12 protein-coding genes are annotated in these 12,396 nt (G+C 68.3%); 3 read left to right on the top strand and 9 right to left on the bottom strand.

Annotated features, from left to right (window positions below):
* Window positions 1-2: 2 nt before the first annotated feature.
* The 4 genes from ABZX11_RS24840 to ABZX11_RS24825 form a co-directional block, all read right to left on the bottom strand.
* Window positions 3-599, bottom strand: a complete 597-nt coding sequence (locus tag ABZX11_RS24840) for a hypothetical protein (RefSeq protein ID WP_354916851.1) — start codon at window positions 597-599, stop codon at window positions 3-5.
* Window positions 596-1,915: a WXG100 family type VII secretion target gene (locus ABZX11_RS24835; protein WP_354916848.1), complete on the bottom strand. Its 1,320-nt coding sequence runs from the start codon at window positions 1,913-1,915 to the stop codon at window positions 596-598. The genes ABZX11_RS24840 and ABZX11_RS24835 overlap by 4 nt, the downstream gene beginning before the upstream one ends.
* Window positions 1,912-2,199 (bottom strand): hypothetical protein, encoded by a 288-nt coding sequence (locus ABZX11_RS24830; RefSeq protein ID WP_354916845.1) that lies wholly within the window; start codon window positions 2,197-2,199, stop codon window positions 1,912-1,914. Before ABZX11_RS24830 ends, ABZX11_RS24835 begins: the two co-directional genes overlap by 4 nt.
* Window positions 2,200-2,586: 387 nt before the next feature.
* Window positions 2,587-2,856, bottom strand: a complete 270-nt coding sequence (locus tag ABZX11_RS24825) for a hypothetical protein (RefSeq protein WP_354916842.1) — start codon at window positions 2,854-2,856, stop codon at window positions 2,587-2,589.
* A gap of 443 nt (window positions 2,857-3,299) precedes the next feature.
* Here ABZX11_RS24825 and ABZX11_RS24820 point away from each other — a divergent pair, with 443 nt between their 5' ends.
* Window positions 3,300-6,131: a CHAT domain-containing protein gene (locus tag ABZX11_RS24820; RefSeq protein WP_354916839.1), complete on the top strand. Its 2,832-nt coding sequence runs from the start codon at window positions 3,300-3,302 to the stop codon at window positions 6,129-6,131.
* Here the strand turns inward: ABZX11_RS24820 and ABZX11_RS24815 are convergent.
* Window positions 6,116-6,547, bottom strand: coding sequence for a hypothetical protein (locus ABZX11_RS24815; protein ID WP_354916836.1), 432 nt, complete (start codon window positions 6,545-6,547; stop codon window positions 6,116-6,118). The two genes, ABZX11_RS24820 and ABZX11_RS24815, sit on opposite strands and share 16 nt — an antisense overlap.
* Before the next feature lie 139 nt (window positions 6,548-6,686).
* Here ABZX11_RS24815 and ABZX11_RS24810 point away from each other — a divergent pair, with 139 nt between their 5' ends.
* Window positions 6,687-7,220: a DDE-type integrase/transposase/recombinase gene (locus tag ABZX11_RS24810; RefSeq protein WP_354916833.1), complete on the top strand. Its 534-nt coding sequence runs from the start codon at window positions 6,687-6,689 to the stop codon at window positions 7,218-7,220.
* A gap of 33 nt (window positions 7,221-7,253) precedes the next feature.
* Here ABZX11_RS24810 and ABZX11_RS24805 read toward each other — a convergent pair whose 3' ends face one another.
* The 3 genes from ABZX11_RS24805 to ABZX11_RS24795 all read right to left on the bottom strand — a co-directional run bounded on the left by ABZX11_RS24805 (window position 7,254) and on the right by ABZX11_RS24795 (window position 11,371).
* Entirely contained in the window at window positions 7,254-8,186 is a 933-nt protein-coding gene (locus tag ABZX11_RS24805; RefSeq protein WP_354916830.1) for a hypothetical protein, read from the bottom strand.
* Window positions 8,187-8,533: 347 nt separating this feature from the next.
* A complete protein-coding gene (locus tag ABZX11_RS24800; protein ID WP_354916827.1) occupies window positions 8,534-9,886 on the bottom strand; it encodes a hypothetical protein in 1,353 nt (450 codons plus the stop codon).
* Between the two features lie 156 nt (window positions 9,887-10,042).
* Entirely contained in the window at window positions 10,043-11,371 is a 1,329-nt protein-coding gene (locus ABZX11_RS24795; RefSeq protein ID WP_354916824.1) for a DUF5919 domain-containing protein, read from the bottom strand.
* A 332-nt stretch (window positions 11,372-11,703) separates the two neighbouring features.
* Here ABZX11_RS24795 and ABZX11_RS24790 point away from each other — a divergent pair, with 332 nt between their 5' ends.
* Window positions 11,704-12,024 carry an NlpC/P60 family protein gene (locus tag ABZX11_RS24790; protein ID WP_354916821.1) on the top strand — a complete coding sequence of 107 codons (321 nt, stop codon included), beginning with the start codon at window positions 11,704-11,706 and terminating at the stop codon, window positions 12,022-12,024.
* Here ABZX11_RS24790 and ABZX11_RS24785 read toward each other — a convergent pair.
* Window positions 12,010-12,396: transposase (locus ABZX11_RS24785; protein ID WP_354916818.1), on the bottom strand; the 387-nt coding region annotated here is incomplete at its 5' end. The two genes, ABZX11_RS24790 and ABZX11_RS24785, sit on opposite strands and share 15 nt — an antisense overlap.

Here is a 12,396-nt window from a genome sequence, read left to right as displayed (position 1 = left end):
CCTCAGCCGACGAACCGGAACGTGTCCGCGATCGACAGGAACAACTCATCGAACTCGGCGGCGAAGTCCACATTGGGCGTGGCGAAAGCGAGGACGGCCACCTGGTCGAGGCCGGGAACCGGGACGTGGAACCGGCGGGCGAAGACCTCGGTGCCGCCGCGGGCGGGCTGCACGCGTCCCCACGTGGTGAGGGCAGGGCCACCGGAAAGGGCGTGTACCCCGCTCTCGAGCCCCTCGGCGGAGGCCTCGCGCTCGATCTCGGCGCGTGCGTGCACACCATCCTGGATCGGCGGAGAGAGCGCGATCGTCACGTTCGCGGTGAAGACCGGCACGACGTCCGAGCCGTCGTCGGCGAAATCCGTGTGGAAACCGGCCAGCAGAACGTCGGTGTGGGCGGTCAGCCGGCGCAGTTCGGTGACGAGGGGAACGAGCGCCTGCGCCACCGCCCCGGTGCCGGCGGTGCCGGCACCGTGCTCGGTGAGAGTGCGGACGATCTCCCCGCTCAGGTCGGTCACCCGCGGATCGATTTCCAGCCAGGATTCCGGCAGCCGCAACCGGACGCCGGTGGCGATCCGGCTGGTGGTCGGGTTCGCGGTCATTTCCCCGCCTTGTCGAAGGTGTGGCCGAGCAGTTCCCACTTGAGATCGACGACGTCGTCTTCCGTCGGCGGGGTGACGGTTTCCGGCCGGTACCACTTCCCGGTCAGGTCTTCGTGCACCGCGTCCCGCTCCTCGAGGACGTCGCCGATCTGTTTGCCGGCGTTGACTGCGCCGTACGCCCCGCTCAGGGCCCGTTCGACCCCGGCCGGACCGGGCTTGCCGAAGAAGACGGTGAGATCCTTGCGCGCTTCGGCCACGTCGTGGCTCCAGCTGATCGGGGTGCCGGACTTGCCGGCCGTGACGAATCCCGCCTTGCCAACGGCGCCCAGCGCCCCGGTGCCGAGAACCACGCCGGCGTCGAGCAACTGCTGGGCCTTGCTGGGGTCGGCGAGGGTCTGGAGCCCGCGCCCGGCGAACGCGATCGCTTCCATGCCGAGTCCGGCCGCGTAGAGGATCCCCGCCGCCTCCGGGCAGAGGATCCCGATGAAGGGGGCGGCGGCGGTCAGGTACCGCCCCCAGTCGGACATGCCGATGAGGAACTCGTCGAACTCCGTCGACGTGGCGATGGCCTTGAACCCGTGTACCGCCACCTCGAGCACGTTGCGGTGGTAGCTGTGCGCGATCTCGCTCGCGTGGTCGATCGCTTCCGCGGCGACGTTGCCCGCGTTCTTGTGCAGCTCGAAGATGGTGCTCGCGGTGCGGCGCGCGGCGTCCAGGCGCTCGGCGGCCAGTCCCGACTGCGTCATGGCGTAACCGGCCTCGCTGTCGGCCTGGGACTTCGCCGCGGTGGCCTGGCGGCCGACCTGTTCGTCCTGCTGGATGCGGTGCTGGGCGTCGGCGGTCCCGACGGCGTCTGCGGCGAGCTGGCTCACCACCAGCCGCTGGCGGGTGAAGACCAGCCGCGCCTGTGCCGAGGCCGCCTGCCCGGCGGCCTCGGCCGACCGCCGCTGGGCGTCAGCGAGCTTCTTGTTGAACAGCAGGGCGTCGGCGGCCGCGGCCTCGGCCGAGCGCTCGGCTTGCTGGGCGTCGAGCTGGTTCTCCTCGAGCTCGTTCGCGTACGTCACCAGCGCGTCGCCGGCCTCACGGTAGGACTCGGCGAGCCGGCTCAGGTCGGAGCACAGTTCGTTGACCGATCGTCCGAACGCCTGCGCCCCTTTTCCCGACCAGGCAGCGCGGTCACCGCCCTGCTCGATCGCCCGGAGTTCGTCGCGTGCGGTGCCGGCGCGCTCGGCGATGTCCAGGAAACCCCTGGCCGTGCTGCGCACGTGGGCGGGATCGCCCGGAGCCGGATCCCACCCGAGTGCCTCGAAGTTCACCGTGGTCCGCCAAGGGTCTGCGCAACTTCGCTTTCCGTGCCGGTGTACGCACCGACCGCCTGGTCGAGCCGGTCACCGAAGTCGCCGAACTTCCCGCCCAGCTCACGACGGCCGTCGCCCCACTTGCCGACGAAGTCGTGCACCGCATCGGCCAGCCGGGGGTGTCCGGTCTCCGCGGCATCGAGCGGTTCCGCTTCGGCGACCGATTCGAGTTCACCGTGGATTTCGCGCACCGCTGCGGCCAGCCGTCCCACCGCCGTGGGATCGACCGAAAACCCGGTCATCGCGAGACCCGGGCGCACGAGGGGCGTGGAGCTGCACACCTGGAGGACATGCCAGGAGGTCGTCCGCGCCGGTGCCCTCGTTACGCGTTCGCGCGAACCGGGTGGCCGACGATCACCTTTCTGACGCCGGACGGTGCTGCCGCCGCGTTTCAGCCGCAGGCGGATGTCGCCGGTCAGGTGCAGGGGGTTGCCGTGGTTACCTTGTCCGGCAAGGATGAGTGTCGTTTGCAGCGTGGCGACGGGGTAACTCCACCAAGATTTTTCGGTCGTGATCCCCGGTGGTGTTGCTTTTGCAGGGTGGGCACAGCCTGCGACTTGTTCTTCCGCTTTGTGGCAGTTCGTGCGGGCTCGGCCGCCCCGGGCGCCGAGGTGGTTCCAGGTGACTTCCTACTGATTGCCCCGGCGGCGGACCAGCACGCTGCCATCGACCGTGGTCACGGCTCGCCACGGGCTGTCGGGGCGTCCTCGGGCCAGCCACAGGCACAGGAACGCCGGCCAGGCCAGCATCGAGGCCATCTGCGTCATGAACCACGGCAGGCTGCCGAATATCGTGAACAGCGACAACCGTCCTCGCTGACTGATTCCGGCGCGGGATCGGCCGACGCCGACCGACACGAGCATTCCGATGAGGTAACCGAAGGCGAAAGCCGTTCCCATATTGCCCCTTCCGGTGACGGACTGGTGAACTCAGGCGAGCGTTGTGCCCGCTAGAGTCGACGGCGTCCGATCGTTGTTACGACCGTGAGAAACCGGCGTGCAGCTTCACCCGAACAGCGCATTTACGGGCACCGAACGGCAACCATCGGGCTACTATCGACCGCACCGCTTCGACTCCTCGAGGAAGTGCGAATGCCTGAAGTGAATTCCCTTGGCCGAGGTGTCTGATGTGGGCAAGAAAGCCACTGCGGACGTCATTCGGTTACCAAGCTCCAATCGAAGCGCGCGTCGTCGGGTGGCGTTGTCACACTGACGACTGTCATCAGAGCGGGGACGAGGTGCCGCGCCGGTGGCCTTTCGAATGCCCGAACTGTCGCCGTCCGGCCGACCCGGTCTTCGCCGAACCCTGGGAGCACGAATCCCGCGGGTACGAGCTGCGCCACTTGGCAGGCTCCGCAACCGGCTACGTGCGCGAGCTCGCGACTCTGGAACTGATCGCCTGGCGTTACGAGTCGGCCTTGCGCAGGGGAGATTTGCCCAGTGCCGAGGCGGTACGGGCGGATCTGCGTGCCACGGCGGCCAAGATGCGGGCCGAAGGGGCCGGCTGGAGCCTGGCTTCGACACGATTTCAGCTGGTCTGGCTGGCCGTCGCGGCCGGCGAACTGACGGCGGCCGCGGAAGAGGTGCTTGCCTTCTTCGAAGACGTCCGGGATTTGTCCAAGGAGGACATGGAGCACAGCCGGGAACGAGGCGACGCGCGGCTGTTCTTCCACACCTGCCTCATCTTCCTCGGTGACTCACGCTCGGTGGGCCATCCCGGCGAGGTCGACGTCACCGACGCGATGACGGAGATCGGCGGCCTGCTGCGCAGTTCGGACTACCTGACCGTGGACCTGGAAAACCGTTATCTGGAAGCGATGCGGCTCCGGGCCGCGATGCACGGTGCGAGTCGTCCTGCGGCGCCCGAGTGGGTGCCGCCGCCGGTGGTCACCGAAGCCGGGATCGATCGGGAAGCACCGCCCGAGGTCCGCGCCCGGCTGCGGGTCGCGACCGATTCCATCGCCGCCGCGAAAAGCGGGGTGCGACCGGAGAACCTGGTTGCGGCGCTCGACGACATGGCGGCGCTGGTCACCGCGGGCGGCAGCACGCGCGATGCGGACCGGGCGGCGAGCGTGCTGGCCGATGCCACCCTCACGGTGGCCGAAACCCACGACGATCCCGGGCCGCTGTTCGCCGCGGCCGACCGTCTGGCGGGCGCCTCGCCGCTCGCACGTCTGCTGAAGGCCAGGGCTCACCTCATGGTGGGCCGTTTCGAGGAGGCCCACACCGAGGCCTCGGCCGCGTTGACCGCGCCCGGCCGCGCCCGTCTCGAGATCTTGTCGCACCTCCACGCCTTGCGTGGCTGGACACTGGTGCAGCTCGATCCCACCCGGCTGGACGCCGGGATCGCGGATTGCCGCAACGGCCGGTTGGCGGCCCGGGCGGAGCGGACCCCGGCCGACCTTCCGCTCGCTCGGCTGCTCGTGGAGAAGGCGTTGCACCAGGACACCCCGGCGGCCGAAGCCGTTCCGCTGCTCCGGGAAGCCCGTGCGTTGTGCGGACACGTCGGCGCGGCCGCCGATCCGGTCGTGCAGGAGGCCGAGTCCGCGTTGGCGGTTCTGACCGGGCGAGGTGACCTCGGCAGCCGGTCGCACGCCTGGCGAACGGCGGTGCGGAGAAGCCGGCAGGCACCGGTCGCCGCCCGGATGCGCCTGGCGACGGCGTGGGTCCGCTGGGCGCTCGTTACCCAGGAGGTCGAACCCGCCGCGGAGGCTTACCACCACCTGGTGTCCCTCATCCCCGAGGCCGTGCGGATCCGGTACCTCGCGGAAGCGAAGACGCGGATCCTCGGGGCGCTCCGGGAGCACACCGAAGAGGCGGGGTACTGGCTGGCGCTGGCCGGCCGATTCCGTGACGCCGCCGTGGCCCTGGAGACCGGGCGCGCGGTGGCCCTCAGCACGCTGATCGAACGCGACGACCCGGCAGTGGCCAAGGCACTGCAGGAGGCCGGTCGTGATGACCTCCTCCGCCGTTACCGGCAGGTCCTCGCCGAGCTGGATTCCCGCGAGCGTGGGCAAGCAGGGGACAGCCACCGCACATGGACGCTCTTCCGCGCCGTCACCCGGGAAATCGCCGACGTCATCGGAGCCGACCCGGCCCAGCCCACGGTCGAGTACGCCGATATCACCGCCGCCACCGGCGACGGCGCGGTCGTGTACGTCGCGGCGGCCCGGGCGAGCGGCTACGCGCTGGTCATCGCGGCTCACCACGACCCGCAGTGCGTGTGGCTGCCCAACCTGGCCCGGGGTGTGATCGAGAACCGGCTCGACGACCGGTCCGGGAACTTCCGAAGGCACGCCAAGCGTCTCCGGCAAGACCTCGAATGGCTGTGGGCGTCCGGGTTGCGCGAGCTGCTCGCCTTCTACGCGCACGGTTCGATCGTCACCCTGGTACCCGTCGGCGTGATGACCCTGCTGCCCCTGCACGCGACGCCGCCGCACTCCATCCCGGTGTCACCGCTCAGGTACGCGCCGAACGCGCGAACCTTGCGTTGGTGCGGCACCCGCCACGCCGCGATGGCGGGCAAACCGGCGAAGCTCCTCGCCGCCGACGTCCCCGAGGCTCCGGAACTGGCGTTGCTGCCGCATGCGGCTGAAGAGGTGGCCGCCGTGGCGGAGCTTTGGCCCCAGCAGTGCACCCGGCAATCCGGCGCCACCTGGGCGCGGTTCGCCCCCGCGGCCCGCGACCACGACGTCTGGCACATCGCGTGCCACGGGCACGCCGAACCGCACGCGATCCTGCGGAGCCGGCTCGCGTTCGCCGATCGGCAGGTCACGATCGGTGAACTGCGCGACCGGTTCCCGTTCGCGCCGCGGAGACTGGCCATCGTCTCGGCGTGCGACATGCACCTGATCGGGCAGGACCTGCCCAACGAAACGATCGGCTTGCCGTCAGCGTTGCTGCAACTGGGGTTCGCCGGCGTGATCGCGGCGTCGTGGCCGGTGAGCGACCTCGCCACTGCCCATCTGATGGTGCGGTTCCACCACGAGTGGCGCCGCGGGGGAGTGCACCCCGCCATCGCGCTGACGAGGGCGCAGCGATGGCTCCGCGGCGCGACCGCCGAGGAACTGGCGGCATTCGCACCGGACCTGTGGCCGGCGAACGCCGACCTCCCGGAACCTCATCCGTTCGCGCACCCGTTTTACTGGGCCGCCTTCGCCTACTCCGGTGGCTGAGCGGAGCCGCCGGGCCAGGTCCCGATTCCGTGGACTTCGTTCCACCGGAACAGTTCGTAGCCCTTCAGCATGGCCTGCGGCAGGTGCCGGGCCCGCTTGACCTCGATCGCGGCGTCCAGCAGGGCGAGGGCGTCCGGCGTGCGGACGTCCGTCCCGGCCAGCTCGACGACGAGGCAGGACGCACCGTAGGTGGCGAACCCGCTGCCGTCCCCGGCGACACTGGCCCGAAGCTCGGCGACGAACCCGTCCAGGTCCTGTTCGGCGAACGCGATGAAGGGCTGGATGCAGGTCGGGAAGATCTCACCCGCGTCGACACCCGAACCCCGGGCGTCGAACTCGAACCGGCCCAGCATCCCGAGGCGGCGGACCATGTCGGCGGGCAGCCGCGACCGGGTCTTGCGGCCGAACCACATCATCCCATCGAACCCTTCCCGAGGCGGCATCGACGACCAATGTCGCGCCGGTCACGGGAGTTGTTACGCCTGCTTCGAAATCCGCAGTCAGCGGCGGTGCTGAGCCCGCCAGCCGACGCACGCGAAGGCCACGAGTGCGGCGATGACCGCGGAGACCGGGATGACGGCCGGAGCGCCGGCGGGCCGGCCGGCCAACAGGGCCAGCCCGCCCACGAGGGCGGTCACGCCCGGTTGCGCGCTGAACGTGATGTCCCGGTACCCGCCCGTGAACACCGCAGCGGCGGCGGTTCGGACCGGCAGTTCGCAGCGCCCCGGCTACCAGCTGCAGATCGACGTCAAGTTCGTCGAGCCGGTCACCGCCGACGCCGGCCGGAAAAAGCGGTACTACCAGTACACCGCGATCGACGACTGCACCAGCCTGCGGATCTTGCGGATCTATCCCCGCTCTGATCAGAAGACCGCGGTCCAGTTCCTCGACTACGTGCTGTCCCGACTTCCGTTCCAGGTCGAGAAGATCCAGACCGACAACGGCGCGGAGTGCCAGTCCGCATTTCACTGGCACCTGCTCGACCAAGGCATCGGGGATGTCTACGTCAGGCCCGCCACACCGCGGCTCAACGGCAAGGGTCGAGCGTTCGCATCGCATCGACGCCGAGGAGTTCTACCGCCTGCTTGACGGTGTCGTCCTCGGCGACCTCAGCAGCAAAACCTAGCCGGTCAAGTAGAACTGTGCGCCGTTGAAGTCACCGTTGCCCTGGTACTGCCCGCCGGACGTCCACTCGGTGGCGTGGACGTCGAAACTCTGGCCGGCGAAATGCCGGTAGAAGTTCTTCTGCGGAATGGGAAGGGTCACGCTGAACACGCCGTGGCAGTCGGTGGTCGCCTCGCCCATCTGACTCGCGTGGAACTCGATGTTGACGTGCCCGCTCGGGATGAAACCGACCCCGCTGACGGTGATCTTCGTGCTGGCCGGACCCCGGTCAGGGGACAGCGACAGCACCGGTCGCTCGGCGCGGCCGCAGCCGTTGCCTGCCGCCGGATCGCCACTGGGCGGCGCCACCCCTTCGCCGGGTATCGGCCCGGATCCCGATCCGGTGCCCGGCCCCGGGTTCCCGGCTGCGCCGAGGTCCTTGCTGATCACGGTGACCGCCACGACGACCGCGGTCGCGCCCAGGCCCAGCGCCAGAACGATGATCAGCACGATCCCGCCGAAACTGACGCGCGTCCGACGACTCCGGTTGACGTGGTGACTTTGGTCGATACCGTGGCCGATCGTGGAACCGGTGATCGAGGCGGCTTGCACCGCCGCTCCGGTGTTGTTTCCCCCGATGGTGTTGTGCACCAGGGGATCCGCCGCCGAAGGCAGGATCTCGCGAACCGCGCGCCTCAGCTCGGCGGCGAACCGACGATCCTGGTCGACCAACTCGATGAGCTTCGCCGCGGCGACGCGCCGTTTTCCCGCAGCGCCGGGTGCGCTTTCCAGTTCCCCGAAGATCGCGAACCCGTCGGGAGACCGATGCATGTGTTCGGCAAGCAACAGATACAGCCGCTCTTGTGGGCTGCCGGGAATTCTGGCCACCGCATTGGCCAGGTATTCGGCCACCAGACCGACGGCTCGCGTCGAGAGTTCCTCAGATTCCAAGGCGTCTCCAATGGTACGGACGGCAGTCCTTCGCCGTCCGAGGGCAACATATCTCTTTGCGCCGTCCGGACCAAGGTCGTTCAATGGACAGAAGAGTGACAACACGAGGACGCCGGTTCCTCGGAAATCGAGTGCTTCGGGTGGTCGCGGAACGAGCCCGGTGCGGCCGGTCTGTACCTGTTGAACCGCAGCGTGACGACCTGGTCCTTGCCGAGCGCGTCGGCGACCGGCGCGAGGGTGTTCGTGGTCCTCTGTGGAGGCTGGTTGCCATCGCGCTAGGCGGGGGCGCTACCGGGCAGGAGCAGCGCGGCGCGCAACCACCCTCAGCGGTTGAGTGGATCGCGCGCCTACCGAGAAACAAGCTCTCTGGCTACCCGGCGATCGCGGGTGCGCTTCACGATGCGGTTCTTCAACCAGGCGCGGCCGTTGAGGAAGACGAATGCGGCCAGCGGGGTGATGGCCAGCACGGCTGCGGCGAGGTAGACGACCAGGTAGTGGCCCAGGTCGAAGATCGACCATTCGACGTGAACCTCCTTGCCGCTGATCCCGAAGAACGCCAGCAGGAAGCCGAGCGGCACGGCGATGAAACTCAGCACGCTCGCAGCGGCGTTCCTGCGCAGCCGGCGTTCCTCGTCCGCATGTCGCTCGCGGATCTCGATCGCGGTGAGCTCCGATCGGATGCTGGCGTCCAGCCGGGTGAACATCCGGCTCACGGTCTCGGCCCGCTCGCGCAGCTCCATCGCCGCGTAGAGATCCTTGTGGAAGCTTTCGATCCGCAGCAGCGGGATCAGCAGGCCGAGGTCGGCGGAGGCCTCGACGCTGAAACTGAGTTCCAACTCCAGGTTGCCCAGCTCATCGGCGAGGAACTCCATGGTGTCCCTGGTTTCCACGCCGACGTCCTTGGCCTGGATGGCCCGGAAGTCCTGCACCCGGCCGTGGGCCCGGTGCCAGATCTGCCGAAAGCGCGCCGACGTGCCCACCGCCTGGACCACGGTGAGGAACACGCTGTTCTCGACGTACTCCGGATGCCCCGACAGCAGGCTGACGTACGGGGTCACGGCGCCGATCGCCGGCTCGGTGTTGAGGCCGGTCGGGAAGCGGACCGGCATGAACTCCTCCCGAAACGGCGGGTCCGACCGGTACAGAACCAGGGCGATCGCTTCCCGGACGGTGTCTCCGCGGTCCGCTGGCCCGCCGGGCGTCACCACGTCGCCGATCCCTTCGGTGAAAACGATCTGATGCCGTTCCGGGGGAAGCAAAGTGCTGGTGTCGATTTCTTCGGCGTCAGCGCTCCTGGCCAGGTCCGCGATGAGCTCCTCGATGGAGGTGCCGGCGATCGAGACGCTCCCGTACGCGCCGTGCTCGAGCACGTTGATCGTCCGAGTCGCGTCGACACCCAGAGCGGGACCCCGGAAGTCGAGGTCGAGCGCGGCAACGACCTGGTCGGAGGGAAGGGCGAAAAGCCACAATTCCGCTCTGGTCACCGGCAGGTCGGCCATCTGGGAGGTGGCCTGCGTTTCCCGCGCCAACGGCGGAAACGCCACCTGGTCGGGCTCGTGCACCACCCGGGTCAGCACCCGGGGCAACTGCTCCTGGAACAGGTTGTAGAACTCCTCCAGGCGACCGAGATCCAGATGTCCCCGGCCATCGTCCCCACGTTGCCAATCCCGCCGCCACCGGGTGGCGTACACGCTGATCACACGAACGTCCTGCGTCCCGGGGGCATCCTCGGCAGCCATGCCTCGGTGTCGCGGAACGGACCAACCCCGTTACACACCAGGGGTCAATAGTCAATCGGGCGATCTTTTGGCGAGTATGTCGTTCGCGCGACGTGGAGGCGCAGAATTGTCCCGTTGTCAGCGGCCCGGGGGCCTGTTTACCACGGGATGGGGCACGCCGTCGTTCCACAGCGCTTCGGCTTCGTCGAGGAAGGTCCGGTACCCGGGTGAGTTCCCGGGCTGCAGCACGAACTTCGGTTCTCCTGCTGCCTGGTACGTGTAGTACTCGGCGAAGACCGCGGACCGGGGGCCGAGGTGCTCCGGGCGGCTGTCCGTGGCGATGATGCCGACCGCCAGCGGGTGCGACACCAGGCGGATGTCCAGATCGCCGTCGGTTGCGGTCTTCAGTTCGGCCAAGAGCCGCAGTGTGTGCCGCACCCGTTCCCGGGCGCTGGCGGGTGACCGCTCAGCGTAGTAACGAGCCGCGGCGGCGTCGATCGCTGTCGATTCGGGGTCGATGAGCAGGAACCTGATGGCTTTGCCGGCCTTGAGGATTTTCTCGAGTTTGGCGTAGTGGTTGTTGACGAAGGTATTGCGCGCCATGCCGGTGACGAGGAGATCGGAAGCGTCGTCGATCGCTTGTTCCAGCTCGGGACCGAAGGTCTCGCTGAAGATCGGGCGGCGGGTACGGGCGAGTTGCTGGTCGGGCGAGAGCGGCCACGGGGTTCCGGCTTCCCACAGGCGTTCCGCCTCGGCCGCGAAATGCTGGTACCAGGGAGCGTCTTTCGGCTCCAGGACGAACACCGGAGCGGCCTCGCCGGCCGGGCGATATTCGTAGTGCTGCACGCACACGATTCCCCGTGGCCCGGAAACGTCGAGGCAATTGAATCCCGCGGACGAGATCCGTGATGAGACCCGGACTTCCAGTCGCCCGGTGGTCCTCGTGCGCAACGTCGTCAGGTCGTCGAGAGTCGTCATGATCCGCTGGCGTAGGCGGCCACTGCCGATCGACTGCGAGATCCGGCGATCGGCCGTGGCGATCAGGACCTCATCGGTCGGATCCAGCACCAGCACCCGGATGCGGCCGCCGGCTTCCAGCATGGCCAGCATGTCGCTGCGCATGCCCTGGACGGTCCTGGTCATCGAATGGCCGACGAGCAGGATGTCGAACGCACCGGCGCGGCGGGGAATGAGATCGGCCGGAAACCTGGCCTTGAACAGCGCGGTCGGATCGGCTTGGTGCGATCTCCTGATCTGCTCGACGAGACGTCGCGATCGTATCTGTGAGAAGGCCAGCAGCGCCAACAGCGCCAGGACCACCGACGACAGCGTCTTCACGTCGGAGATGCCGGTCGCGCCGAGGACGGTGAAGGCCAGCGCGACGAAGCCCAGCAGGTAGAGATCGAGGTTGTCGTCGTTGATGAGCCTCGTCAGGGCCCGCCTGATCTTCCCCTGCTCGTCTGCCACGATCGACCTGCCGTTCTCATCCGGAGTACCGGTCAGGACGGGCGGGGCGCCGCCGACCTGAGGCCGTACCGAGAACGGTATCCGCGTTCGTGGATCCCGACCAAGGATTCGGTGGCTTCGCCGCGGACGTGCTCCAGGCGAACTGGTGCGGCGCTGAGGGCACGGTCATCCGAGACGGAGGTCCCACCACAGACCAAAGCCCACCGGCAGGATCCTCGTGATTGACGAGATCCCGCAGGTGGCTTCGATTCAGTGGGTGCGCCATCAGGGACTCGAACGCCGAACCCGCTGGTTAAGAGTGGCGATCTTGATGTGTCGGACGGTGTCGAGTGATGCCGGACAACGTCGTTCCCCTGGAGTGCCGGGTCGCCCTTCCGCGGACTGCTCAAACGCAGCTCGACGCAGGCCCGCAGCTCCCATCGGGCATGCCGCTGCGTCCGGGTGATCTGGTGTTCTTCGGCAGCAGTCGACGCACGATCACGCACGTCGGCATCGCGATCTCCGGCACGCACATGATCAACGTCCCATACAGGGGAGTCGTCATTCGCGTCGACTCGGTCGGGCCGCAATTTCGCTGCGACCAGACCGGCGTGCGGATTGGCGACGTGAGGCCAGATCAGGCTCCCGCGGGGTGGCACCTAGGGAGTGTCTGACAATGCTTTGGTCCAGGTGGCCACGGCATGCAGGACCACCGCTGATCGGTAGACGATGGCCAACTTGTCATAACGAGTAGCCAAACCCCGCCACTGCTTGAGCAGGTTGAACCGCCGCTCGACAACATTGCGACCGCGGTAGTCCAACGCATCGAAAGCAGGTGGACGACCGCCGCAGGAACCGCGGCGTTTGCGGTGCCCGGCCTGATCAGCAGGCTCCGGTATCACCGCGACGATGCCGCGGGCGCGCAGATGCCCGCGGATCGCTCGCGAGGAGTAGGCCTTATCGCCGCGAACCCGATCGGGCCGGGTGCGGGCCCGACCACGCCCGGCCCGGCGGATGCGCAGATGCCGCATCAGATGCGGGAACAT

This window comes from Amycolatopsis sp. NPDC004169 (assembly GCF_040610315.1).
Classification (GTDB): domain Bacteria; phylum Actinomycetota; class Actinomycetes; order Mycobacteriales; family Pseudonocardiaceae; genus Amycolatopsis.
Note: the sequence above shows the minus strand (reverse complement) of the source record. Positions and strands in the feature narration are given on the sequence as shown.